Raw genomic sequence first — 25,160 nt, forward strand, 5'->3', positions numbered from 1 at the left:
CGCTTTCACTTCTGCCAAATCTCCCCTAGCCCCTCTTTGCTAAAGAGGGGGACTGGATCTGTGCAAAAATTAGGTTTTGTGGACTAATCCGCATTCTAAAATTTCTATCGTTGATGAAGAACACAAATCTCAACATTTTTGTAGATCTGATCCCCCTCTTTAGTAAAGAGGGGCTAGGGGAGATTTGTGCCATCTCAAATTTGCAAAAACCTACAAATCCCCACCGCTTATATTTCAAATTTCCAGTCATTGATTAAGAACACAAATCTCAACATTTTTGGAGAGCCGATCCCTCCTCTTTAGCAAAGAGAGACTAGGGGAAATTTGTCTTAACTTTCTCCAAAAACAAATAAATCTGCTCCACCACCGATTCAATTTCAAGATACACTTCGTCATTACTAAACCGCATTACGGTAAAACCAAGAGAATTTAATTCCGCATCACGCAAGCGGTCTTTTTCCTGATAATCAGGCTCATAATGCTGACTGCCATCTAACTCAATAATCAACTTCGCTTTCGGGCAGTAAAAATCCACAATGTAATTGAGCAACGGCTTCTGGCGATTAAAACGAAAGCCCAAAAGCTGATCTCGATTTATCCGTTGCCACAATTTCCGCTCTGCGTCCGTTTGATCGGAACGCAATTTTTGTGAAAGTGTTTTTAGCGATTTTGAGTAGGGTTGCATAAATCTCTCGCCCTTTCCACCTGTTCTTTCAATTCCAACTCAGTCGGCAAATAAGGCAGATATTTCGCACTAAAAATTTGTTTGCGATCGGCTAATACCGAGTATTTTGCCACCGCCTCACTTTGTTCGCTACATAGCACTAAGCCAATAGTTGGATTGTCGTCTTCACCTTTAAATTGCTCATCATACAACCGCACATAGGTATCCATTTGCCCGATGTCTTGGTGCTTGAGCTTGCCGATTTTGAGGTCAATCAGCAAAAAGCATTTGAGCTTAAAGTTGTAAAACACCAAGTCGATATAAAAATCTTCATCATCAAACCGCAGGCGTTTTTGGCGTTCAACAAAGGCAAACCCTTTACCAAGTTCCAGCAAAAACTGTTGAAGATTGCTGATTATCGCCTGCTCCATATCAGTTTCTTGATAGGTTTTATCCTGTAAATTCAAGAAATCTAAAATATACGGATCACGCAAGTAATCTTGGATTGTTTCCTTTAGCGGTTCAGTTTTCTCTATTGCTTCTTGCTCAACTAAAGCTTTGTTTTGGCTTGTCAATAAGCGTTCGTAATACAACACAGAAATTTGGCGATCTAAGGCACGAGCCGACCAATTATTTTCAATGATTTCTTTCAAATACCATTCGCGAGCCTGCGAATTTTCTACTTGAATAAGACGGCGATAATGTGTCCAACTTAATTCGAGACGCAGTGAGTCTCGAATTGGGAAAGCAAGGAAAAACTGACGCATTTTGCGTAAATTAGTAACATCAAATCCCTTGCCATGCATTGCGGTTAAACGTTCTGAAACATTCTGCAAAACCGCTTTGCCGTACTTCGCACGCTCTTCGCCTTGCTGTTCATCTTCCACCAATAATCGCCCAATTTCCCAATAACTCTGAACCATTGCTGTATTAACTGTTTGGCGAACTTGGCTTTTGGCTTGTTCGATAATTTGGGCAATGTTTTGAATTAAGTTGTCATTCGCTGTGATTTGCTTACTCATTCGTTTGCTCCACACACTTCCACTTAATCATCATCAGGCAATTGCCCCACGTGGGCTTGCCACTCACAAGAGGTTATTTTTAAATCGGTAAATACCGCTTTAAATGAGGAATCTTCAGGACTACAGGCATAAACACCGAAGTGGATTTTCCCTGTGGCGTTTGCCATATGGCAAATTCGCATTTGGCTGAAATTCACGCCGTCTAGCGAACATTCAATACGAAAATCTTGTCCCCTACGGCTAAGACGATACCACATTGCTTTTACACTTGCGGGAATTTCTGTGGTAGCCCAATCGGAATAACCTTGATTGGTTACCACCGAACCTAAATGCTGAAAATCACCGTTTTCATATTCCACCGAGGCTTTGAGCCAATTTTCGCTGTCGAGATACATTACCACACCACATTGGTCAAAGCGGTGTTGGCTACCTGAAAAATCGGTTTTTACCACAAAGGAAAAGTATTGCTCTTCCGTGTCAATTTGTAGCATTGGGGCATTATCATTTTTGAAATGATAGTAAGTTTTCTGCCACAAATCGGTGTGCGGTTCGGTGGTAATTTCGATCTTTCCTTCGCTAATGAAATAAGATTTCGGTTCATTCCACCACATTAATTTACTGCTCTCAAACTGCATTTTCTGGCTCATTTGCAAAATCTCCGAGACATTTCACCGCTTGTCGCAAACACACCCTACATTATTTTTTACAGCCTGGGAAACCAAGAGCCTCACGGCTTGCGTAATACGCCTCTGCCACACCTTTGGTTAAGGTGCGAATGCGTAAGATATAACGTTGGCGTTCGGTTACCGAAATCGCTTTGCGAGCGTCTAACATATTGAAGCTGTGTCTTGCTTTTAAAATGCGTTCGTAAGCCGGTAATGGTAACGGTTTTTCTAATGCTAATAATTCAGTCGCTTCTTTTTCGTATTGTTCGAACGCTTTGAATAAGAAATCCACATCTGCGTATTCAAAGTTGTAAGTTGATTGCTCTACTTCGTTTTGGTGGAATACGTCGCCGTAAGTAGTTTTTCCAAGTGGACCGTCGGACCATACTAAGTCGTACACGCTGTCCACGCCTTGAATATACATTGCTAAACGTTCTAAACCGTAGGTCACTTCGCCAGTGACTGGTTTACACTCTAAACCACCCACTTGTTGGAAGTAAGTGAATTGGGTCACTTCCATACCGTTTAGCCACACTTCCCAGCCTAAGCCCCACGCACCTAACGTTGGGTTTTCCCAGTTGTCTTCCACGAAACGAATATCGTGTTGAGTCGGGTCGAAACCTAACATTTTAAGTGAGCCTAAATAGAGTTCTTGAATGTTATCCGGAGACGGTTTGATGACCACTTGGAATTGGTAGTAATGTTGTAAACGGTTTGGGTTTTCGCCATAGCGACCGTCAGTCGGGCGGCGTGAAGGTTGAACGTAAGCGAACGCCATTGGCTCAGGGCCTAAAGCACGAAGTGCGGTCATCGGGCGAGAAGTACCTGCGCCCACTTCCATATCAAACGGCTGAACAATAGTGCAACCTACGTTTGCCCAGTAATCTTGTAGGGCTAAAATCATACCTTGGAATGTTTTTACATTAAATTTTGTTGTCATTTTGCTATTCCTAAAAAATTCGTTCAAAAATACTGGTTATTATAGCCTGTAAGCGGTCGAATTTTGGAAATTTTTTGCAAATTTCTTTCCGAATAATAATAGTTATTATTTTATGACTTATATCAACATAGTTTTAAGCCTCTTTTTGTTAAAATAGCTGAATAATTAAACATTATCCTCCGAGGTTTTCTATGAAATCTGTTTGGTCGCTTGGCGTAAGTTTGCTGACATTCTGTTCTGCAAGTTTCGCCAAAAATTCAACCGCTTACACTCCCTCCGAATTAGCCCTTTTCGCTGACGAATCACTCAAGCAATCCATTGGGCGACTTGAAGCCGGTGTGCCGATTAAACTATTGCAATCCAAACAAGACGCCTCACAAATTGAGTTGGAAATGTGGCGTAAAACCAAAGGTTTCGGCCGCATTTGGTATAACCAATTTTCTAAACAAATTACCGATGCGGTAATGGATAAAGACTTTATGCAAAATAACCCTACGTTTGAAGTGCTTGAGAAGAAAGAAGATCCGCTTACCGGTTTAGTGTGGCAGAAAGTCAAACTACAAGCGTGGGTAAAAAATTCTAAATTCATTGATAGCCTGACCGATTTTTGGGCGAATGCGGAACAAACCTTTAAGACCGAATGTAGCGTTTGTCACAAACAACGTGATACCAAAATGCACGATGCGAATGAATGGGTTGCCGTATTTAACGGTATGGTCGGCTTTACCGATATGGACGAACCGACCCGTAAACAGGTGCTACGTTATTTACAAATGCACGCTTCAGACAGCCAACCGAAAGCCGCTAAATAAGGAGTTTGTATGTCATCATCACTTTCAACTTCACGCCGTCAATTCTTAAAAAATATGTCGCTGATGGCGGCTTCTATGGTAATGCCGAATTTTCTTGTGCCAAGAGCAAATGCTGAGGCTTCACAAGCGGTCGAAAACGGTTGGAAAATTACCGGTGCACAATGGGGAGCGGTACGAGCAAAAATTGAAAACGGTCGCATTGCCGAAATTAAGCCATTTGAGTTAGACAAACACCCGACCGAAATGATCAACGGCATCAAAGACTTGGTGTACGGTGAAGCACGTATTCGTTATCCAATGGTGCGCTTGGATTGGCTCAAAAACCGTCACAACAGCAACAGAACACAACGTGGCGATAACCGTTTTGTGCGTGTCAGTTGGGACGAAGCGCTTGACCTTTTCTATGAAGAACTTGAGCGTATTCAGCAAAATTACGGCCCTTGGGCATTACATACCGCCAACGTCGGTTGGCGTTCTTCCGGTCAATTCCATAGTCGCGGTAACCATATGATCCGCGCAATTGCGATGCACGGCTCGAGCGTTGGCACTGTCGGCGATTACTCGACCGGTGCGGGACAAACCATTTTGCCTTATGTGTTAGGTTCAACCGAAGTGTATTCACAAGGAACATCATGGGAAGTTATTCTTAAAGAAACCGAGAATTTAATTTTCTGGGCAAGCGATCCTGTCAAAAACTTGCAAGTCGGCTGGAATTGCGAAACACACGAATCTTACGGCTATTTGGAACAGCTCAAACAAAAAGTAGCGGAGCAAAAAATCAATGTGATTAGCATTGATCCGGTGAAAAGCAAAACGCAAAACTTCCTTGGTTGTAAACAGCTTTACATCAATCCGCAAGCGGATGTGCCGTTTATGTTGGCGATTGCTCACACCTTATATCGTGAGAATTTATACGACAAAGCGTTTATTGATATGTACACGCTCGGCTTTGAACAATTTGTGCCTTACTTACTCGGCGAAACCGAAGACAAAATTGAGAAAACTGCCGAATGGGCGACTCCGATTTGCGGTATTGAAGCGGAAGAAATCCGTAAATTTGCCCGTATGTTAGCCGGTAAACGTACCCAACTGATTTTCGGTTGGGCGATTCAACGCCAACAGCACGGCGAACAGCCTTACTGGATGGGTGCGGTTTTAGCCGCTATGCTCGGACAAATCGGGCTTGCCGGCGGTGGTATCAGTTATGCACACCATTACAGCTCTATCGGCGTGTCTAGTTCTGGTGCGGCAATGCCAGGCTCCTTCCCGTCTAATTTGGACGAAGGACAAACCGCTAAATATACTAATAAAGATTACCAAGGTTATAGTGAGGTGATTCCGGTCGCTCGTACTACCGATTCTTTACTTCACTCCGGCGAAACCATTGATTACAACGGCAGAAAAATTACCTATGCACCGTATAAAATGGCAATTTTCTCCGGTTGTAACCAATGGAGCCAAATCCGATTTGAATAAGATGAAACGTGCCTTCCAAAAATTGGAAACTGTGGTGTCGATTAACTATAGCTGGACCGCAACCTGTCGTTTCTCCGATATTGTTTTACCGGCTTGTACGCCGTTTGAACGTAACGATATTGATGCCTACGGTTCTTACAGCAATCGAGGCGTTTTAGCGATGCAAAAATTGGTTGAGCCGTTATATGAATCCCGCCCTGATTTTGAAATTTTCAAAGACTTATGTCGCCGATTCGGCAAAGAAAAAGAATATTGCCGAGGCATGGACGAAATGGCGTGGTTAGAACGTTTATACAAAGATTGTCGCAATGAAAACCGTGGTAAGTTTGAGATGCCACCTTTCGCTGAATTTTGGCAAAAAGGTTATGTGCTGTTCCCAGAAGGCAAACCTTGGGTTCGTCACGCTGATTTCCGTGAAGATCCGGAATTACACGCACTCGGTACACCTTCCGGCTTTATCGAAATCTTTAGCCGTAAAATAGCGAGTTTCGGTTATGCCGACTGTAAAGGTCACCCGATGTGGTTTGAAAAAGCGGAACGTTCGCACGGTGGGCCGAAATCGGATAAATATCCGTTCTGGCTACAATCCGTGCATCCGGATAAACGCTTACATTCACAATTGTGTGAAGCCAAATCGTTACGTGAAACCTACAGCGTGCAAGGACGAGAACCGTTTTATATGAATCCGCAAGATGCGCAAAATTAGGCATTAAAGACGGCGATTTAGTACGTGTCTATAACGAACGCGGGCAAGTATTAGTAGGTGCGGTGTTATCCGATAACTTCCCAAGCGGTGTCGTGCGTTTACAAGAAGGAGCGTGGTTCTCACCGCTTGATGAAAGCGTGGGAGCGATTGATACTTACGGTCGCCCGAATACGCTAACACTGGATATCGGTGCTTCAAGTTTATCACAAGCGACTTGCGTCAGCACCTGTTTAGTGAATGTAGAAAAATGGCAAGGCGATGCACCGGCGGCGAACGGTTTCAGCGGTCCGACAGAGGTAACTCGTTAATGGCAACGCAATTACTCAGTTCGGAAGAACGACTATTTTGTTATCGCTGGTTCCATTCGTTACTCGCCAAAGAGCTATCGGAACCGCGACTACAGGCATTACAAGCGGGTCAATTTGCCTCATTTTTTGCATTTCTTACCGAGCTTGGTTTTCAGCCACAGGTTGCCGACTTGCAAAATGAATTGGCAAAATTGACCGCTTACGATTCACCTCGCTTAGAACTGGCGGCAGATTTTGCACAATGCTTTTTATTGGAGGGCAAATTAAGTGCGGCGCCGTACGCCTCTTACTATTTGGATGAACGAGATCTTAGTGAAAATCTTACGGTAATGGATCAATGGCTAACGAAATTTCAGCTTAAAATCAATCGGTTACATAATGAACCGAGTGATCACCTCTGTATTTATTTAGAAGTATTGATCAAACTGATTGAAACGGAACAGCCGGTTCAGGTTCAGCAACAATTTATCCGACAGCAATTACTCGGCTGGCTACCGCAATGGGCGGAGAAAACCGCCCAAATTCACAGTAGTACCGCGTTTTATCAAATCATTAGCAATTTGTTGCTTGGTTTTCTACAACAAGATATTGCTTAACCATAAAGCTTAACGGACGCTAATTTAGCGTCCGTTAAGCGGTCAAATTTCTGTTATTTTTTGCATAAGTACCTGTGCAAATCGTCTTTGCCGCTTGCGGATCCGTATGCAGGTACAACGCCGGTTCGATCAATTCCAATTCATTCAGCAAAAATCGATCACCAATAATAGTGCCGTCCACCCGTGCATAGCTTGGTATTTCAGGCAATCTCATCAAAACATCTCGTGCTTGTCGAATAATATTTTGTGGAGGAACTACTGGTAAGATTGTTACGCCATAAGCTGAATTTGCCCGCCATTCGCCTTTGGGCGGTTGGCGTCTTACCGCATGACTAAACTCACCGGCAAAGAAAATCAAACTGGTTTCGCCATACTCCGCCACTTCCGCAATATAGGGTTGTAACACGATTTGTTGTCCCAAATAGGAGCTAAAATTCGGTATGGGTTGATCCGCTTGCCATTTGATGACCGCATTACCGCTCTGCCCGATCGCTGGTTTGATCACCACAGCTTGTCCGTTTTGGTGATACGGCTGACAAGCGGTCTGGATTTGGGCGAGATCCGCCAATAACAGTTGGCTTGGAATCACATCTACGCCCATTTGCTGTAAATCCAGTAAATAGCTTTTGTGCATATTCCAATCCATTAACCGAACGGGATTTGCAAATTTTTGCCCGAATTCGACCGCTTGTTGCGACCATTGGCGGAAGCATTCCGACTGTTGGGCGTAGTCCCACGCACAAAGCGGTAAGATAACATCAGCTTGCGGCTGATTTTGCCAGCAGTCCACTTTGACTTGCAGTCCGTTAGCTTGTAATAAGCGAATCAGCGGTTGTAAATTATCAGGAAGATTGGGGTAAGTTTGGCAGGTAATAATAGCTATCGAATGTGACATAATCGGCTCAAAAAAGGCAAGTGAGCCAAAGCCCACTTGCCATTAAATTGAATGGTTATTTTAACTTAATAAAAAATGTGCCTTGCGGTACAACCGGCAAATATTGGCGGTGGAAATCCAAATAGGTTTTCTCCGGATCAATATCTTTAAACTGTTCAGGATAAAGCGTTTTTGCCATAAATTGTGCGCTAGCTAAGTCGGTAATCGAGCGAGATGCTGTGTGATAAATGCCGTACACATTGCCTTTTTCACCGCCGGTACATTCGACCAACCGGCACGCTGAGTAAAACCGGCAAGGCGTTTTTGTGCATCCGCTTCACTGATATTAATCCCCATCGCCATAATTTCGGCATTTTTATCAGTACCCATTTCCGTACCGGAAATAATTACTACTTCCGGATTAGACGATAAGAATTGTTCCGGATTAATCGGTCCCCAGTTTTCAATAAACGGTGCGGCAATATTATCGCCTCCGACCGTATTCGCAATCGCTCCCCACATATTTTTACCGAAAGTGAAGCTATATTCCGCCGGACCTTTGTTACCAAATTCAACGTAAATTTTCGGTGGTTTTTGACCGCTTGCCGCTACACGTTTTTGGATCTCTTTGATACCTTCTTCATATTCGCTGGCGATCTGATTTGCACGTGTTTCCGTACCGGCTAGTTGCCCGAAAAGTTGGATACTCTTCGTGTGTTTCGCTACGGTTTGTGCATTGAAATCCACCACAACGATCGGAATACCCGCCTGTTCGATACGGGGAATATCGGCGGCGATCGTTTGATATTGCCAATCGGCTAACACCAATACATCCGGTTTTAACGCTAAGGTTTTTTCTAGCGAGAATGTACCAGTATTGATATTACCGATATCCGCCATTTCCGCTAAATTCGGTAACGCTTTACTAAACAATGCCCAACTACCTGGATTAAATTTTTCCCAAAACTCACGCGAAATGCCGACGACATTTTTAAAATTCTCCGAACCGGTTGCGGCAATATAATCCGGATAATAAAAGCCAAGTACAATACGTTTCGCCGGTACATCAACTTTCACTTGGCGATCCAATACGTCTTGTAACACTTTTACTTCCGCTTGTGCTGAAACACCGGCAAATAGTAACGTGCTAGCAATAAGATGTTTAAAATACTGCTTTTTCATTGTCATCCTTATTTCACTTGCTCGAGATATTCAAATAAACGGCCTTTATGCTCTGTGGTACGCTTTTCAATTTTCTCAACTTCTTTGGTCGCATTTTCTAAATTGGTCGGTTTGCCTACTTGGATAATACCGCTCATATTCATCATACGATGTGGAGGGCAAACATATACGTAAACCCCTTCATGAGTAAGCGTTAAACTAAATTGTTCATCTTCTTTCGAGAGGAATTTCTCTGCGCCTTCCGGCACTGCTTTACTTTGCACCCAATGACCTTTATTAGTCGGCACGAAAGTGACCGTATCGCCAACTTCCGCTTTTAAAAAGCCCGGTTCAAACACCATACCACCGTCTTTACCGTTATCTAACATTTTAACTTCGTGATCTGCGACCAATACACTGCCTGAAAAAGCGAGTAAGGTTGCTAATAATACTTTTTTCATTTTTTACTCCTAATGTGAATGACGTAACGGACGAATCACCGGTTGTCCAGTACTGTCATATAAAATTTCAATCTCAACGTTATACAACTGACGAATAAGATCAGCCTGTAACACTTGTTTTGCGTCACCGAAAGCTTGTAATTTACCGTTACCCAATAAAATCACCTGATCAGAAAATTGTGCGGCAAGGCTCAGGTCATGCAATACCATGATCGTAATCAGATTATTTTGTTGCGTATATTGGCAAACGTGTTCCAATAAATTGATTTGGTGGTGCATATCCAACGCACTGACCGGTTCATCCAACAATAAGATTTCCGGCTGACGCAATAATACTTGGGCAAACATCACCATTTGTCGCTGACCGCCACTTAGCCGCATGACATCTTGATGAGCGAGATGTGCAATGCCGAGTTTCTGCATAATGGTGGCGACTTCGGTCAACAACTCGTCACTCACGTGCATATTTAGAGCTTCCATTCTGCCGAGTAAAATCACTTCTAATGCGGTTAACGATGCGTCAACTTGCGTATCTTGCGGCATATAGCCGATACGTTTACGCCATACCGAAATAGCTCGTTTATGCAGTGTCTGATCCGCATAATGAATTTGCCCTTTACAGCCGATTTCACCAAAAATCGTTTTTAATAGTGAGGATTTGCCCGCCCCGTTTGGACCTAATACCGTATAGACTTTACCCTTTTCGAGCGATAAATCTAATTGGTCGGCAATAACAAGCGAGCCTCGCTTAATATGTACATTTGCAAGTTTTAACATAAATTCTACCGCTTGTTATTTCTTAGTAAGCACAATCCAAAAGAAGAAAGGCACGCCAACAAATGAGGTAATAATGCCCACCGGAAACAATGCGCCGGGTACAATCACTTTGGATAATACCGATGCAACCGATAAAAACAGCGCGCCGATAAGCATTGCACCGGGTAGGAAAAAGCGTTGATCTTCGCCCAATAACATCCGCGCCACGTGCGGTGCGACCAAACCGATAAAGCCGATAATGCCGACAAAACTAATCGCAGTGGCAGTCATAATCGCTACCAAGACTAACGTTTTTAAACGCAAGCGTTGCAAGTTGATCCCTAGACTCAGCGCACGTGCCTCACCTAAACGTAAAGCGGTCAATTTCCATAAATCTTTTGCAAGTAAGCTAACGCACACAATGGTAACCACAGTTGCAATCGAGAGGTTTTCCCAAGTCGCTTTGGTTAAACTACCGAATAACCAAAACAGAATTTGTTGCGAAATTTCCGGTGCGGCAATAAATTGAATCAACGATAGCAGTGATTGGAATAAAAACAATAACGCAATACCGACTAATACCAACATCGCCGAACTAAAACGGCGCATTGAAGCAAACACAAATAAAATACCGGATGCCAACATGGTCATCACAAAGGCGCCTAATGGTACGGCAAACGCCGAAGGTAAACCGAAACCACCGAATGCAATGACCGTTGAAGCACCTAAACCAGCCGCTGCGGCTAAACCTAAGGTATAAGGGCTTGCCATCGGGTTATTCAGCAAGGTTTGAATCTCCGCACCGCCAACGCCCAATGCCGCCCCAACTACCAATGCCATTAATGCCATGGGTAAACGTAAGTCATAAACGATAACGTTTGTGGTAGTTTCCACATCTTCAAAACGTAATAACGCTTTTACCACTTCATCCAGCGGTAACATAGAAGGGCCGGTGACAATATCAAATACCAAACCGATTAAACTAATCGCAAGGAAAATAAGAACAATAAACCAACGCTTGCGTTCCAGCTTGCGTTGGTTTTGAACGATATTTTCAATCGTTATCTGGCTCATGACTATTTACTCTCTGAATAGAGGTAGAAAGTCCCTTGCGGCACGAGAGGTAAGTTTTTACGGTAAAACTCTTGATAAGTTTTGGTCGGGTCTAAATCTTTGAATAGTTCCGGATAAATTGCTTTCGCTACAAATTGAATTGAAGCACTATCGGAAAGTGTACGCGAATTGGCATGATATACACCATATAAGCGATGGTTTTTAATTGCCGGCAATTCAGACCAACCTGGGCGTTTAGCAAAACCGGCTAAGCGTTTTTGCGCTTCTTGTTTATCAATATTAAAGCCTGCCACCATCGCTTGTGGATTTTTCTTCAACTCGGTTTCACGTCCGGAAATAATCACCACATCCGGTTTAGTCGCAACCACCAATTCCGGATTAATCGGGCTATAAAATTCCACCGCATTTTTTGCAATATTTTCCGCACCGACCAAATCAATCATTGCCCCCCACATACTTTTACCGAAGGTAAAACTATGCTCCGCCGGCCCTTTATTACCGAATTCAACATAAACTTTCGGTTTCGGTAAATTTGCCCTCGCAACACGATCTTGAATATCTTTCACAATCGCTTTGTATTCATCGTTTAACTGTTTTGCTTTAGCTTCTTGTCCGGTTAATTGACCGATAATCTCGGTGGATTTAACGTGTTTATCGACCGTTTGCGCTAAATAGTCCACCACCACGACCGGAATCCCCGCTGTTTCTAACGGTTCTAAATCCGAATCTAACGCTTTAAATTGCCAATCCGCCATCAGCACAAAATCCGGTTTAAGTGCTAAGATTTTCTCGATCGAGAAAGTCCCGACTTCTACTTCACCGATATCTTCTAACTGATTTAGTTTCGGTACCGCTTTGCTAAATTCCGCCCAACTTGCCGGCGCCCAATCAGACCAAACCGCTTTAGAAAAGCCCACCACATTATCTAACGCCTTTTCACCACCGACCGCCATATAATCTTGATAGTTAAACGCAAGTACCACTCGTTTAGCCGGCAATTCAACCGTCACTTTACGCTCAAGTATATCGGTAATTTCAGTTGGCTTCGCATTAGCCAATCCGGATAATGCAGATAATGTTGCCAATGCAACTGCTGTTAATTTTATTGCTCGTAACATAAACACACACCTTATAAAAAATTAAACTCAAATCATTCTTTCTATATTTATTTTAATATATTTTCAGCAAATGAAAATCATTACTAACTAATCCTAATCAAATTTTGTGATATTGATCACAAAAGTAAGCTACTTTCCTCACCAATAAACTGACATAACACAAGAAATTCAAACATTTATCAGGTAGAATAGTTTTAATCAAAGAGAAAAGACATGAGGAGCATCTATGAACATTCCATTCTGCTTACCTGAAAATATTAGCCCGGAAACTTTCTTACGTGATTATTGGCAAAAACGACCGCTGTTAATCCGTAACGGCTTACCGCAAATTGTCGGATTATTCGAGCCGGAAGATATTATGGAGTTAGCGTTAGAAGAGGAAATCACTGCTCGCTTAATCAAATGTGAAAATGAGCAATGGTCGGTCAAAACCAGTCCGTTTACGGAAAGCGATTTACAAGATTTACCGGCGCAATTCTCAGTTATGGTACAAAACTTAGAGCAATGGTCACCGGAACTCGGTGCATTGTGGCAAGCGTTTAGCTTCTTACCGCAATGGCAACGTGACGACATTATGGTCTCTTGCTCACCTAAAGGTGGTACCGTTGGTAAACATTATGATGAATACGATGTTTTTCTCGTGCAAGGTTACGGTCAGCGCCGTTGGCAACTCGGTAAATGGTGCGATCCTTCCACCGAATTTAAACCAAACCAACCTATCCGTATTTTCGATGATATGGGCGAATTGGTGTTAGATGAAGTGATGAATCCGGGCGATGTGCTTTATGTGCCTTCTCGTATGGCTCACTATGGTGTATCGGAAACCGAAGGGCTAACATTCTCATTCGGTTTACGCTACCCGAATGCGGCGGATTTACTCGAAAACTTCTGCAAAACATTGGAACACCATTCGGAAGTGATTGCAGGCTCGGAATTTAATATCCCGTTCCGCCTTGCACCACATGAACAACCGAATGCGTTACTTGATCCGAAAATGGTAAAAGTGTTGAAGCATCAATTAATCGACTTATTACAAAACTCTGATCAATTTGATGAAATCTTTACTCACAGCGTTGCTACTGCGGTAAGTTCTCGTCGTTACGATCTACTACAAACGGATAACGAATACTATCCGGATGAAGTACAAGGTATTTTGGAAGAAGGTGGTTGGATTCAACAAGATGCGAATGTCAAAATGCTTTATACCGAAAATCCGCAACGTATTTATGTAAACGGTGAGTGGATTGACGAGCTAAATGAAGCGGAACAAAACTTGTTAATTCGTATTGCCAACGGTGATGCAATCTCTTGGAACAAGCTAGCGTCAAAAGTAAAAAACCAAGAAGAGCTTGAATTATTGTTAGATACTATTTGTGATTGGCTTGATAACGGTTGGGTGATTTTAGAAGAATCGGAATAAACCGTTCATTTTATTTTTAGTGTTCAGCAAAGGCGGGTAAATACCTGCCTTTATTTTTACAAGCGGTCTGATTTCCATAAACTTTTGCAAAAGATTAGCTAAAATTGACCGCTTGTTACATTACGTACATAAAAGAAAAGGCCTGGGTTTCCCCAAGCCTTTTTATCTTTCGCATTAAGCGTGTGCGAATTATTCGCCAAGACGCTCTTTGATACGTGCAGATTTACCTGAACGCTCACGTAAGTAGTAAAGTTTAGCTTTACGTACCGCACCTTTACGTTTAACAGAGATGCTGTCAACTACCGGTGAGTGAGTTTGGAATACACGTTCAACGCCTACGCCGTTTGATACTTTACGTAGAGTGAATGCAGAGTGCAAGCCACGGTTACGAATTGCAATAACCACGCCTTCGAACGCTTGCAAACGTTTTTTACTACCTTCTACTACCCATACCTTAACTTCTAATGTGTCGCCTGGACGAAAGCTAGGTACGTTTTGTTTTAACTGTTCTTGTTCGATTTGTTTGATGATGTTACTCATTTTAAAAACCTTCTAAATCCTAGAATTAACTGATTTTGTGTTGTTTCTTAATTTTAGCTAACAACACGCGTTGTTCGTCAGTCAGAGCTAGGCCATCCAATAGCTCAGGGCGTCTTAACCACGTACGTTCAAGCGATTGTTCTAATCGCCATTTACGAATATTTTCGTGATGACCCGACATCAGCACTTCAGGAACAGGAATACCGTCTAACACTTCTGGGCGAGTATAATGTGGACAATCCAATAAACCTGTCGCAAATGAATCTTCATCTGCAGAGGCCTGTTTGCCTAACACTCCGGGCACAAATCTCGCAACAGCATCAATCAATGTCATTGCGGGCAATTCGCCCCCTGTAAGCACATAATCACCGATTGACCATTCTTCATCAACTTCTGTTTGAATCAATCGTTCATCAACTCCTTCATATCGTCCACAAATTAAAATGAGTTTCTGATTTGAAGCCAGTGTTTTCACACCTTGTTGATCCAGCTTACGCCCTTGTGGTGAGAGATAAATAACTTTTGCCTCTACACCGTCTTCTGCTTTTGCCGCGCTTTGCCGCATGAATCGCATCACGCAAAGGTCGCACCATCATTAACATTCCCGGCCCACCGCCATAAGGGCGATCATCAACCGTTTTATGTCTATCAAACGTGAAATCACGAGGATTCCAACATTGAATTTTCAGAAGATCTTGTTTTACTGCACGTCCTGTCACCCCAAAATCGGTAATTGCTTTAAACATTTCAGGGAACAGTGAAATGATACCAATCCACATAAATTATCCTCAAATGTTCTTACTACTTAAAGCTAAAGCTCACTGCATACCTGAGGTTAGAAACCAGCGTCCCAATCCACCGTAATTGTTTTGGTGGCGAGATCTACTCTTTTAACTACTTGTTCATATAAGAACGGAATTAATCGTTCTTGCTTACCAAAAGCATCTTTATTGTTAGCGCGTACAACCAAAACATCATTTGAACCTGTTTCCATTAATTCAGTCACAATGCCCATCGTATAGTTTTCAAGATTCACTACTTGGCAACCGATTAAATCGTGCCAGTAATAATCTCCTTCTTCCAATTCAGGAAACACAGACAAATCTACACCAATTTCGGCATTCGTTAGTAACTGTGCAGTTTCACGATCGTCGGTACCTTTCAATTTCACAATCAAATCATTGCTGTGGTAACGCCAACTTTCTAATTCGACTGGTTGCCATTGTCCCTTAATTTTTAAGAACCAAGGCTGATAATCGAAAATGCTTTCAGCTTCTTCAGTTGATGAATAGAGACGTAACCAGCCACGAATCCCATAGGTAGCCCCTAGTTTTCCGACAACTTCAATTTTTTGTTCGCTCATACTATTCACCTACTTTGCAAAATTTTTAAGAAATTAAGCCGCTTGACGAGCTTCTTTCACTAAAGATGCAACACGGTCTGAAAGTTCAGCACCTTTAGCAACCCAAGCATCAACTTTAGCCACATCTAAACGTAAACGTTCAGCTTGACCAGCCGCTAATGGATTGAAGAAACCGATACGCTCGATGAAACGACCGTCACGTGGTGAACGGCTGTCAGCTACCACGATTTGATAGAATGGGCGTTTTTTAGCTCCGCCACGAGTTAAACGAATGGTTACCATAACCTTCCTCTAAAATGTTGATAGTAAAAATAAAACCCTCGTTCGAGGTGAGGGTACTGATATACTTTAACTATCTAAAAAAGATAGAAAAAGCGGATAGATTATACTGATTTTTAGCAAAATTACAAGAAAAGATCTTCTCTGCAATCATTCAAATATAACAAAGAAACTGCTCAGCTCATTCTTGTTAAAAAAGAAAAGCCCGAGAAATACTCGGGCTTTTACTAAGCTATTTAGCTATTATTCCGCAATTGCTTCAGCAACTTCTGGACGATCAACTAATTCAATGTAAGCCATTGGCGCATTGTCGCCTGCACGGAAACCACATTTTAAGATACGAGTATAACCACCCGCACGTTGTGCAAAACGTGGACCTAATTCATTGAATAATTTAGCAACTGTTTCTACGTTGCGTGTACGAGCAAAAGCTAAGCGACGATTTGCAACGCTATCTTCTTTTGCTAAAGTAATTAATGGTTCAACTACACGACGTAACTCTTTAGCTTTAGGTAAAGTTGTTTTAATGATCTCGTGACCGATTAAAGCACTTGCCATATTACGAAACATCGCTTGGCGATGGCTACTGTTACGGTTTAATTGACGTCCACTCTTACGATGGCGCATAACCTATTCCTTCTTAGAAAATCTAATACCTAAAATTAGTCTTCAGCAATACTTGCTGGAGGCCAATTCTCAAGGCGCATACCCAGTGATAAGCCACGAGAAGCAAGTACATCCTTAATCTCAGTAAGTGATTTCTTACCAAGATTAGGCGTTTTTAATAACTCAACTTCTGTACGTTGTACTAAATCACCGATATAGTGAATTGTCTCTGCTTTCAAACAGTTAGCAGAACGAACTGTCAACTCTAAATCATCTACTGGACGGAGTAAAATCGGATCAAATTCCGGTTTCTCTTCCTTAATTTCAGGTTGACGAACATCACGTAAATCAACGAATGCATCTAATTGTTCTGCTAAAATTGTAGCAAGACGACGAATGGCTTCTTCTGGATCGATTGTGCCATTTGTTTCCATCTCAATAATGAGTTTATCTAAGTCTGTACGCTGTTCAACACGTGCGGCTTCAACATTATAAGCAATGCGATCTACCGGACTGAAACGAGCATCGACTAATAAACGACCAATTGGTCGATCTTCATCTTGAGAATGTACACGAGCAGACGCTGGTACATAACCACGACCACGTTGAATACGGATACGCATACTAATTGATGCGTCTTTATCTGTTAAATGACAGATAATATGGTGTGGATTTACAATTTCTACGTCACCATCATGCGTAATGTCGGTCGCAGTTACAGGGCCAATTCCAGACTTATTTAGTGTCAAAATAATATCATCTTTACCTGACACTTTTACCGCTAGACCTTTAAGGTTTAACAATACTTCAAGAATATCTTCTTGTACGCCTTCTTTGTCGCTGTATTCATGTAATACACCATCAATTTCAACTTCTGTAACGGCACAACCCGGCATAGACGAAAGTAAAATGCGACGAAGTGCGTTACCTAATGTATGGCCAAAACCACGTTCTAACGGCTCTAAGGTCACTTTTGCGTGAGTTGAACTAATTTGCTCAATATTCACTAAGTGCGGCTTTAAAAATTCTGTCACAGAACCCTGCATTTTATCCTCTCTTTGTTTTTAAGCTTTATTTACTAATTTAATAATATAATTTTTAAAAAATTAACTATTATTTAGAGTAAAGCTCAACGATCAGATGTTCGTTAATATCTGCTGATAAGTCAGAGCGTTCAGGAGTACGTTTAAATACACCTTCCATTTTAGTTGCATCAACTTCTAACCAAGTCGGTTTTTCACGTTGAGTTGCTAATTCTAATGATGCTTTAATACGTGCTTGTTTTTTAGATTTCTCACGAACAGCAACTACATCATCAACAGAAACTTGATAAGAAGGAATATTCACTACACGACCGTTTACTACGATAGATTTGTGGCTTACAAGTTGACGTGCTTCTGCACGAGTTGCGACAAAACCCATACGGTAAACTACGTTGTCTAAACGACCTTCTAATAATACTAATAAGTTCTCACCTGTATTACCTTTTAAGCGGTTTGCTTCTGCATAGTAATTACGGAATTGACGTTCTAAGATACCATAGATACGGCGAACTTTTTGTTTTTCACGTAACTGACTACCATAGTCAGATAAACGTGGCTTGCGTGCACCGTGTTGACCTGGTGCTACATCAAGACGATTTCTACATTTTGATTCAATCGCACGAACGCCTGATTTAAGGAATAAATCAGTACCTTCACGACGGCTTAGCTTGAGCTTAGGACCCAAATATCTTGCCATTTTCTTTCTCCAATTATTCTAACGTCAATTATACGCGACGTTTTTTCGGTGGACGACAACCGTTATGAGGAATCGGAGTCACGTCAGTAATATTCGTGATACGGAAACCTGCGGCATTTAATGCACGGATTGTCGATTCACGACCTGGACCCGGACCTTTAACCATAACTTCCAAGTTCTTTAAGCCGAATTCTTTAACAGCTTCAGCACAACGTTCTGCGGCAACTTGTGCGACAAACGGAGTTGATTTACGAGAACCACGGAAACCTGAACCACCTGCAGTTGCCCATGCTAGAGCATTACCTTGACGGTCAGTAATAGTCACGATTGTGTTATTGAAAGATGCGTGGATATGAGCTACGCCATCTGCAATCTGTTTTTTAACGCGCTTACGTGCGCGAACTGGTGTTTTAGCCATTATTTATCTACTCCGATTATTTTTTGATCGGTTTGCGTGGACCCTTACGAGTACGCGCATTAGTCTTAGTACGTTGACCACGTACCGGTAAACTACGACGATGACGTAAACCACGATAGCAACCTAAGTCTAAAAGACGTTTGATGCTTAATGTTACTTCACGACGTAAATCACCTTCGACAGTAAATTTACCAACTTCTTCACGCAGTTTTTCAATCTGCTCTTCAGACAATTCTCTGATCTTTACATCTTCAGCAATACCCGTTGCCGCACAGATAGCTTTAGCACGAGTTTTACCGATACCGTAAATTGCAGTTAATGCGATTACAGTGTGTTTTTGATCAGGAATGTTAATGCCTGCAATACGGGCCACTATGCACTCCTATTATTTAAGTTTATTGATATGCTGATCTTGAAAAGCCCGTTTCAGGATACTCAAACAGCATATCAGGACGAATGAGCTGAGCAGTATACCTGCTCAGCGGGTTCTTTGCAAGAAAGAATACTAATTAACCTTGACGTTGTTTGTGTTTAGGATCGCTACAAATTACGCGAACAACACCTTCACGTTTAACAACTTTACAGTTACGGCATAATTTCTTAACTGAAGCACGAACTTTCATTGCTTATCCTTTTTGATCTAAGGGACTATTGCCCTAAGCCTTTCAAATTGGCTTTCTTCAACACAGAATCATATTGTAATGACATTAAATGACTCTGAACCTGTGCGATGAAATCCATAATAACTACCACTACGATTAATAAAGAAGTTCCGCCTAATTGAAACGGTACTTTCCATAAAGATGTAATGATATAAGGAACCAAACAAACAAAAGCAATATACAACGCACCAATTAAGGTCAAACGTGTCATTACTTTATCAATATAACGAGATGTTTGTTCGCCTGGTCGATAACCTGGTACAAACGCACCTGATTTCTTCAAATTATCCGCTGTATCACGTGGATTATACTGCATTCCAGTATAAAAGAATGCAAAGAAAATTACTGCCATTGTGAATAACACAATATATAAAGGTTGTCCTGGCTGTAATAATTGGGATAAATCAAATAACCACTCAAGCCCTTCGCTCTGACCAAACCACTGCGTAATACTTGCAGGGAATAAAATGATACTAGATGCAAAAATCGCAGGAATTACACCTGCCATATTAACTTTCAAAGGTAAATGAGATGTTCTAGCAGGTGCCATCATTCTACCTTGTTGGCGACTTGCATAATTTACCACAATTCTTCTTTGTCCGCGTTCAACAAAGACAACAAAATATGTTACTGCAAATGCGATTACAGCTACTAATAAAAGTACAAGTAGAGAAATTTCGCCTTGACGAGCTTGCTCAATTGTCTGCCCAATTGTCGCCGGTAAATCAGCAACAATACCTGCAAAGATAATCAAAGAGATACCGTTACCGATACCACGCTCAGTGATTTGTTCACCTAACCACATTAGAAACATTGTTCCAGTGACTAAGCTAATTACAGAAGTTACATAGAATAAGATACTTGGATTAGGAACTAATCCCTGTAACATATTCGGTAGGGCAATAGAAATACCAATAGACTGAATAAATGCTAATAACAATGTGCCATAGCGAGTATATTTACTAATTTTACGACGACCTGCTTCACCTTCTTTTTTCAATTCAGCTAAAGGAGGATGAATTGCAGTCAATAATTGTACAATAATTGACGCCGAAATATAAGGCATAATACCTAGAGCAAATATAGATGCTCGGCTTAAAGCACCACCAGAGAACATATTAAACATATCAATGATGGTGCCTTGCTGTTGTCGAACTAATTCGGATAATACAGAAGCATCAATGCCAGGAACAGGTATAAAAGAACCGATACGGAAAACGATTAACGCACCTAAAACAAATAATAATCTTGATTTAAGCTCGCCAGTCCCTTTTTGTGTACTACCTTGGTACCCTGGTTGCTTTGCCATCTATTATTCCTCGATAGAACCGCCAGCAGCTTCGATAGCAGCTTTAGCACCTTTAGTTACACGTAAGCCTTTAACAACAACCGCTTTTTCAACTTTACCTGCTAAGATTACTTTAGCAGATAAAATATCTTTCGTGATTACGTTAGCCGCTTTAAGTGCATCTAAAGTAACTTCGTTACCATCTACTTTAGCTAAGTCGTTTAAACGAATTTCAGCAACGTGGAATGATTTTAATGAAGTAAAACCAAATTTTGGTAAACGACGGTATAAAGGCATTTGACCACCCTCGAAACCACGACGAACACCGCCGCCTGTACGAGATTTTTGACCTTTATGACCGCGACCACCAGTTTTACCTAAACCTGAACCGATACCACGACCTAAACGTTTAGCACTGTGCTTAGCACCTTCAGCCGGAGAAAGAGAATTTAAACGCATTCTATTATTCCTCCACTTTAACCATATATGACACTTGATTAATCATACCGCGAACCGCTGGAGTATCGATTAATTCAACTGTATGACGAATATGACGAAGACCTAAGCCTTTTAACGTTGCTTTATGTTTCGGTAAACGAGCGATAGAGCTACGAGTTTGAGTTACTTTAATTGTTTTTGCCATATTCAATTACCCCAAAATTTCTTCAACAGTTTTACCACGTTTAGCGGCAACCATTTCAGGTGATTTCATATTTGCAAGTGCATCAATTGTTGCACGAACAACGTTGATTGGGTTGGTTGAACCGTATGCTTTAGAAAGAACGTTGTGAACGCCTGCTACTTCTAACACAGCACGCATTGCACCACCAGCGATGATACCAGTACCTTCGCTAGCTGGTCGCATGAATACGCGTGAACCAGTGTGTGAACCTTTAACAGGGTGTTGTAATGTACCTTCGTTTAAAGCTACGTTAATCATATTGCGACGAGCTTTTTCCATCGCTTTTTGGATCGTTGCTGGAACTTCACGTGCTTTACCGTAACCAAAACCAACACGACCGTTACCATCACCTACTACTGTTAAAGCAGTGAAGCTCATGATACGACCACCTTTTACGGTTTTAGATACACGGTTAACCGCGATTAGCTTTTCCTGCAGTTCACCAGCTTGTTTTTCGATGTTTGACATCTCAAATTCCTCTATTAGAACTGTAGACCAGCTTCACGAGCAAGCATCTGCTAATACTTGCACACGACCGTGGTATTTGAAACCTGAACGATCAAATGCAACTGCTTGAATACCTTTAGCTAAAGCACGCTCTGCAACTAATTTACCAACCACTGCAATGCGTCTTTATTACCAGTGTATTTAACTTGCTCTTTAATTACTTTCTCAACAGTTGAAGTGCCGCTAGTACTTCTGAGCCATTAGGTGCAATAACCTGCGCATAGATATGGCGAGGTGTGCGATGCACAACCAAACGGGTTGCACCTTGCTCTCTCATTAAATGACGTGCACGGCTTGCACGACGGATACGAGCTACTTTCTTATCCATAGTGTTACCTTACTTTACTTTTTCTTCGCTTCTTTTGTACGAACTACTTCATCAGAGTAACGTACACCTTTGCCTTTATAAGGCTCTGGACGGCGATATGCACGAATATCAGTCGCTACTTGGCCGATTAACTGTTTGTCTGCACTCTTAAGAATAATTTCTGTTTGAGATGGACATTCACCAGTCACGCCAGCTGGCAACGCATGTTCAATTGGGTGTGAATAGCCTAAACTTAAAGCAACTACGTTACCTTTCATTTGTGCTCTATAACCAACACCTACTAATTGCAATTTTTTAGTAAAGCCTTCAGTAACACCGATAACCATAGCATTAACAAGTGCACGAGCAGTACCTGCTTGAGCATCTGCATTTGCAACACCAGCACGTGGTGCGAAAGTTAATGCGTTAGCATCTTGATTTACTTCAACTGCATTATGAATTTCACGAGATAACTCGCCGTTTTTACCTTTAACTGTTAATAGCTGACCGTTGAGTTTTACTTCAACACCGGCAGGAATATTAACAGGTGCTTTTGCAACACGAGACATTCTTCCTACCTCTCTATTATGCTACGTAACAGATAATTTCACCGCCGAGGCCCGCTTGACGCGCCGCACGGTCGGTCATTACACCTTTAGATGTAGAAACAACTGCGATACCTAAACCACCCATAACTTTTGGTAATTCGTCTTTACGTTTGTAAATACGAAGACCTGGACGGCTTACGCGTTGGATACTTTCTACAACTGGTTTGTTTTGGAAATATTTTAAAGTGATTTCCAATTCAGGTTTTGAACCTTCAACAATTTTGAAGCTCTCAACATAACCTTCTTCAGCTAAAACGCTTGCAATAGCAACTTTTAACTTAGATGAAGGCATACTGATTGCAACTTTATTCGCGACTTGACCGTTACGAATACGGGTCAGCATATCTGCGATTGGATCTTGCATGCTCATGTATTTACTCCCATGATTCCAAATTAAAAGAGGTTATTACCAGCTTGCTTTCTTAAGGCCTGGAATTTCACCGCGCATTGCGCCTTCACGTACCTTAATACGGCTTAAACCAAACTTACGAAGTACACCGTGTGGACGACCAGTTTGGCGGCAACGGTTACGCTGACGGCTAGGACTTGAATCGCGTGGAAGTGTTTGTAATTTTAACACTGTCGCCCAACGATCTTCGTCTGAAGAATTTACATCAGAGATGATTTTCTTTAATTCTTCACGTTTAGCGTAGAATTTATCAGCTAATTTAGCACGTTTAACATCACGTGCAATCATTGATTGTTTTGCCACGATAACCTACCTTATTTACGGAATGGGAAATTGAAAGCCGCTAATAAAGCTTGGCCTTCTTCATCGCTTTTCGCAGTTGTGGTAATAGTAATATCTAAACCACGTACACGATCTACTTTATCATAGTCGATTTCTGGGAAAATGATTTGTTCACGAACACCCATACTGTAATTACCACGACCATCGAATGACTTCGCATTTAAACCGCGGAAGTCACGGATACGTGGAACAGCGATAGTAATCAATCTTTCAAAGAATTCCCACATACGTTCGCCACGTAGGGTTACTTTGCATCCGATTGGATATCCCTGACGGATTTTAAAGCCTGCAACAGATTTGCGTGCTTTAGTAATTAAAGGTTTCTGACCGCTAATTGCTGTTAGATCTGCTACTGCGTTATCTAAAAGTTTTTTATCGGTCAATGCTTCACCCACACCCATATTCAGGGTAATCTTTTCGATTCGTGGGACTTGCATGACAGATGAGTAGTTGAATTTCGCTTTCAATTCATTAACTACTGTATCTCTGTAGTAATCATGCAGTTTCGCCATCGCATTACTCCAGTTAATTAAATAATTTCATTATTAGATTTGAAGAAACGTACTTTTTTACCATCTTCGAATCTAAAACCTACACGGTCAGCTTTATTTGTTTTCGGGTTGAAAATTGCAATGTTTGACGCATCAATTGCGGCCTTCTTTCTTCACTAAGCCACCAGCTTTACCTAAAGCAGGAACTGGTTTTTCATGTTTAGTGATGATTTTAACACCTTCAACAATCACTTTACCGTTTGGTAACACTTGAGTTACCTTACCACGTTTGCCCTTATCTTTACCGGTAAGAACAATTACTTCATCATTTTGACGGATTTTAGCGACCATTACATTCCCCTTACAGTACTTCTGGAGCTAATGAAATGATCTTCATAAACTTCTCAGAACGAAGTTCACGAGTCACAGGTCCAAAAATACGAGTACCGATTGGTTGCTCAGTGTTATTGTTTAAAATTACACAAGCATTACCATCGAAACGAATAACTGAGCCATCTGGGCGACGAACACCCTTCTTGGTGCGCACAACAACTGCTTTTAACACATCACCTTTTTTAACTTTACCGCGTGGAATTGCTTCTTTCACAGTAACTTTGATGATATCGCCGATAGCGGCGTAACGACGGTGCGATCCACCTAGAACCTTGATACACATTACGCTACGAGCCCCTGAGTTATCAGCAACATCCAGCATAGTCTGTTCTTGGATCATATTAGTGCTCCGTTAAATAAAAAAACACCCTTTCGGGACGAAAACCTACCTACCCTATGTAAGTAGGTGGTGGATTATACCCCAACAGCTCGTCATAAATCAAACAAAATTTACTAACAAGCGGTAATATTT

29 protein-coding genes and 6 pseudogenes are annotated in these 25,160 nt (G+C 41.7%); 4 read left to right on the plus strand and 31 right to left on the minus strand.

Annotated elements, in window-relative coordinates; genetic code table 11:
* Nucleotides 1-313: 313 nt before the first annotated feature.
* From NYR89_RS08180 to glyQ, 4 genes are read right to left on the minus strand one after another with little or no spacing between them, the layout of a single operon-like run.
* Nucleotides 314-685 carry an endonuclease domain-containing protein gene (locus NYR89_RS08180; protein ID WP_279445433.1) on the minus strand — a complete coding sequence of 124 codons (372 nt, stop codon included), beginning with the start codon at nt 683-685 and terminating at the stop codon, nt 314-316.
* The gene (locus NYR89_RS08185) at nt 661-1,686 is read right to left on the minus strand and encodes a PDDEXK nuclease domain-containing protein (RefSeq protein ID WP_279445434.1); all 1,026 of its coding nucleotides are present in this window, start codon (nt 1,684-1,686) and stop codon (nt 661-663) included. Before NYR89_RS08185 ends, NYR89_RS08180 begins: the two co-directional genes overlap by 25 nt.
* A gap of 23 nt (nt 1,687-1,709) precedes the next feature.
* A complete protein-coding gene (locus NYR89_RS08190) occupies nt 1,710-2,333 on the minus strand; it encodes a DUF1349 domain-containing protein (protein WP_279445435.1) in 624 nt (207 codons plus the stop codon).
* 49 nt (nt 2,334-2,382) lie between these two features.
* Complete coding sequence (gene glyQ / locus NYR89_RS08195) at nt 2,383-3,291, minus strand: glycine--tRNA ligase subunit alpha (protein ID WP_279445436.1); 909 nt, start codon at nt 3,289-3,291, stop codon at nt 2,383-2,385.
* Between the two features lie 191 nt (nt 3,292-3,482).
* Here glyQ and NYR89_RS08200 point away from each other — a divergent pair, with 191 nt between their 5' ends.
* From NYR89_RS08200 to torD, 3 genes and pseudogenes are all read left to right on the plus strand, one after another.
* On the plus strand, nt 3,483-4,103 hold the full coding sequence (locus NYR89_RS08200) for a pentahemic C cytochrome (RefSeq protein WP_279445437.1): 621 nt from the start codon (nt 3,483-3,485) through the stop codon (nt 4,101-4,103).
* Nucleotides 4,104-4,112: 9 nt separating this feature from the next.
* Nucleotides 4,113-6,593 (plus strand): annotated as a pseudogene (gene torA / locus NYR89_RS08205) (trimethylamine-N-oxide reductase TorA).
* Nucleotides 6,593-7,189 carry a molecular chaperone TorD gene (torD, locus tag NYR89_RS08210; RefSeq protein WP_279445438.1) on the plus strand — a complete coding sequence of 199 codons (597 nt, stop codon included), beginning with the start codon at nt 6,593-6,595 and terminating at the stop codon, nt 7,187-7,189. The pseudogene torA and the gene torD overlap by 1 nt, the downstream one beginning before the upstream one ends.
* A 42-nt stretch (nt 7,190-7,231) precedes the next feature.
* On the opposite strand, the pseudogene NYR89_RS08215 reads toward torD, so the two are convergent.
* From NYR89_RS08215 to NYR89_RS08240, 6 genes and pseudogenes are all read right to left on the minus strand, one after another.
* Nucleotides 7,232-8,084: pseudogene (locus NYR89_RS08215) on the minus strand (ATP-grasp domain-containing protein).
* 55 nt (nt 8,085-8,139) lie between these two features.
* A pseudogene (locus NYR89_RS08220) lies at nt 8,140-9,245 on the minus strand (ABC transporter substrate-binding protein).
* Between the two features lie 8 nt (nt 9,246-9,253).
* A complete protein-coding gene (locus NYR89_RS08225; protein ID WP_279445439.1) occupies nt 9,254-9,685 on the minus strand; it encodes a pseudoazurin in 432 nt (143 codons plus the stop codon).
* Between the two features lie 9 nt (nt 9,686-9,694).
* Nucleotides 9,695-10,462, minus strand: a complete 768-nt coding sequence (locus tag NYR89_RS08230) for an ABC transporter ATP-binding protein (protein WP_279445440.1) — start codon at nt 10,460-10,462, stop codon at nt 9,695-9,697.
* Nucleotides 10,463-10,477: 15 nt separating this feature from the next.
* Nucleotides 10,478-11,515 carry a FecCD family ABC transporter permease gene (locus NYR89_RS08235; protein WP_279445441.1) on the minus strand — a complete coding sequence of 346 codons (1,038 nt, stop codon included), beginning with the start codon at nt 11,513-11,515 and terminating at the stop codon, nt 10,478-10,480.
* Nucleotides 11,516-11,517: 2 nt separating this feature from the next.
* Nucleotides 11,518-12,633 carry an ABC transporter substrate-binding protein gene (locus NYR89_RS08240; protein ID WP_279445442.1) on the minus strand — a complete coding sequence of 372 codons (1,116 nt, stop codon included), beginning with the start codon at nt 12,631-12,633 and terminating at the stop codon, nt 11,518-11,520.
* Nucleotides 12,634-12,859: 226 nt separating this feature from the next.
* Here NYR89_RS08240 and NYR89_RS08245 point away from each other — a divergent pair, with 226 nt between their 5' ends.
* On the plus strand, nt 12,860-14,053 hold the full coding sequence (locus NYR89_RS08245; protein ID WP_279445443.1) for a ribosomal protein uL16 3-hydroxylase: 1,194 nt from the start codon (nt 12,860-12,862) through the stop codon (nt 14,051-14,053).
* Nucleotides 14,054-14,242: 189 nt separating this feature from the next.
* On the opposite strand, the gene rplS is transcribed toward NYR89_RS08245, so the two are convergent.
* The 21 genes and pseudogenes from rplS to rplN all read right to left on the minus strand — a co-directional run bounded on the left by rplS (nt 14,243) and on the right by rplN (nt 25,028).
* Nucleotides 14,243-14,593, minus strand: a complete 351-nt coding sequence (rplS, locus tag NYR89_RS08250; RefSeq protein ID WP_279445444.1) for a 50S ribosomal protein L19 — start codon at nt 14,591-14,593, stop codon at nt 14,243-14,245.
* A gap of 25 nt (nt 14,594-14,618) precedes the next feature.
* Nucleotides 14,619-15,372, minus strand: a pseudogene (gene trmD / locus NYR89_RS08255) (tRNA (guanosine(37)-N1)-methyltransferase TrmD).
* A 56-nt stretch (nt 15,373-15,428) separates the two neighbouring features.
* Entirely contained in the window at nt 15,429-15,956 is a 528-nt protein-coding gene (gene rimM, locus NYR89_RS08260; protein ID WP_279445445.1) for a ribosome maturation factor RimM, read from the minus strand.
* A 33-nt stretch (nt 15,957-15,989) separates the two neighbouring features.
* Nucleotides 15,990-16,238 carry a 30S ribosomal protein S16 gene (rpsP, locus tag NYR89_RS08265; protein WP_279445446.1) on the minus strand — a complete coding sequence of 83 codons (249 nt, stop codon included), beginning with the start codon at nt 16,236-16,238 and terminating at the stop codon, nt 15,990-15,992.
* A 240-nt stretch (nt 16,239-16,478) separates the two neighbouring features.
* Nucleotides 16,479-16,862 (minus strand): 50S ribosomal protein L17, encoded by a 384-nt coding sequence (gene rplQ / locus NYR89_RS08270; RefSeq protein WP_279445447.1) that lies wholly within the window; start codon nt 16,860-16,862, stop codon nt 16,479-16,481.
* A gap of 35 nt (nt 16,863-16,897) precedes the next feature.
* Nucleotides 16,898-17,887: a DNA-directed RNA polymerase subunit alpha gene (locus NYR89_RS08275; RefSeq protein WP_279445448.1), complete on the minus strand. Its 990-nt coding sequence runs from the start codon at nt 17,885-17,887 to the stop codon at nt 16,898-16,900.
* Between the two features lie 67 nt (nt 17,888-17,954).
* Complete coding sequence (rpsD, locus tag NYR89_RS08280) at nt 17,955-18,581, minus strand: 30S ribosomal protein S4 (RefSeq protein ID WP_279445449.1); 627 nt, start codon at nt 18,579-18,581, stop codon at nt 17,955-17,957.
* Nucleotides 18,582-18,609: 28 nt separating this feature from the next.
* Nucleotides 18,610-18,999: a 30S ribosomal protein S11 gene (gene rpsK, locus NYR89_RS08285; protein ID WP_279445450.1), complete on the minus strand. Its 390-nt coding sequence runs from the start codon at nt 18,997-18,999 to the stop codon at nt 18,610-18,612.
* Between the two features lie 16 nt (nt 19,000-19,015).
* The gene (rpsM, locus tag NYR89_RS08290; protein WP_005599322.1) at nt 19,016-19,372 is read right to left on the minus strand and encodes a 30S ribosomal protein S13; all 357 of its coding nucleotides are present in this window, start codon (nt 19,370-19,372) and stop codon (nt 19,016-19,018) included.
* Between the two features lie 136 nt (nt 19,373-19,508).
* Nucleotides 19,509-19,622 (minus strand): 50S ribosomal protein L36, encoded by a 114-nt coding sequence (gene rpmJ, locus NYR89_RS08295; protein ID WP_005599318.1) that lies wholly within the window; start codon nt 19,620-19,622, stop codon nt 19,509-19,511.
* Nucleotides 19,623-19,647: 25 nt separating this feature from the next.
* Complete coding sequence (gene secY, locus NYR89_RS08300; RefSeq protein WP_279445451.1) at nt 19,648-20,970, minus strand: preprotein translocase subunit SecY; 1,323 nt, start codon at nt 20,968-20,970, stop codon at nt 19,648-19,650.
* A 3-nt stretch (nt 20,971-20,973) separates the two neighbouring features.
* Complete coding sequence (gene rplO / locus NYR89_RS08305; protein WP_279445452.1) at nt 20,974-21,408, minus strand: 50S ribosomal protein L15; 435 nt, start codon at nt 21,406-21,408, stop codon at nt 20,974-20,976.
* Between the two features lie 4 nt (nt 21,409-21,412).
* On the minus strand, nt 21,413-21,592 hold the full coding sequence (gene rpmD, locus NYR89_RS08310; RefSeq protein WP_005599315.1) for a 50S ribosomal protein L30: 180 nt from the start codon (nt 21,590-21,592) through the stop codon (nt 21,413-21,415).
* A 6-nt stretch (nt 21,593-21,598) separates the two neighbouring features.
* The gene (gene rpsE, locus NYR89_RS08315; protein ID WP_279445453.1) at nt 21,599-22,099 is read right to left on the minus strand and encodes a 30S ribosomal protein S5; all 501 of its coding nucleotides are present in this window, start codon (nt 22,097-22,099) and stop codon (nt 21,599-21,601) included.
* A 14-nt stretch (nt 22,100-22,113) separates the two neighbouring features.
* Nucleotides 22,114-22,466 (minus strand): annotated as a pseudogene (gene rplR, locus NYR89_RS08320) (50S ribosomal protein L18).
* A gap of 14 nt (nt 22,467-22,480) precedes the next feature.
* A complete protein-coding gene (rplF, locus tag NYR89_RS08325) occupies nt 22,481-23,014 on the minus strand; it encodes a 50S ribosomal protein L6 (RefSeq protein ID WP_279445454.1) in 534 nt (177 codons plus the stop codon).
* Between the two features lie 16 nt (nt 23,015-23,030).
* Nucleotides 23,031-23,423 carry a 30S ribosomal protein S8 gene (gene rpsH / locus NYR89_RS08330; protein ID WP_279445455.1) on the minus strand — a complete coding sequence of 131 codons (393 nt, stop codon included), beginning with the start codon at nt 23,421-23,423 and terminating at the stop codon, nt 23,031-23,033.
* 36 nt (nt 23,424-23,459) lie between these two features.
* Nucleotides 23,460-23,765, minus strand: coding sequence for a 30S ribosomal protein S14 (gene rpsN / locus NYR89_RS08335; protein WP_279445456.1), 306 nt, complete (start codon nt 23,763-23,765; stop codon nt 23,460-23,462).
* Between the two features lie 11 nt (nt 23,766-23,776).
* Nucleotides 23,777-24,316, minus strand: coding sequence for a 50S ribosomal protein L5 (rplE, locus tag NYR89_RS08340; RefSeq protein ID WP_047977345.1), 540 nt, complete (start codon nt 24,314-24,316; stop codon nt 23,777-23,779).
* Nucleotides 24,317-24,333: 17 nt separating this feature from the next.
* Nucleotides 24,334-24,646, minus strand: a pseudogene (gene rplX, locus NYR89_RS08345) (50S ribosomal protein L24).
* Nucleotides 24,647-24,656: 10 nt separating this feature from the next.
* Nucleotides 24,657-25,028: a 50S ribosomal protein L14 gene (gene rplN / locus NYR89_RS08350; RefSeq protein WP_005619403.1), complete on the minus strand. Its 372-nt coding sequence runs from the start codon at nt 25,026-25,028 to the stop codon at nt 24,657-24,659.
* Nucleotides 25,029-25,160: the final 132 nt, after the last annotated feature.

This window comes from Actinobacillus arthritidis, assembly GCF_029774155.1.
GTDB classification, from domain to species: Bacteria; Pseudomonadota; Gammaproteobacteria; order Enterobacterales; family Pasteurellaceae; genus Actinobacillus; species Actinobacillus arthritidis.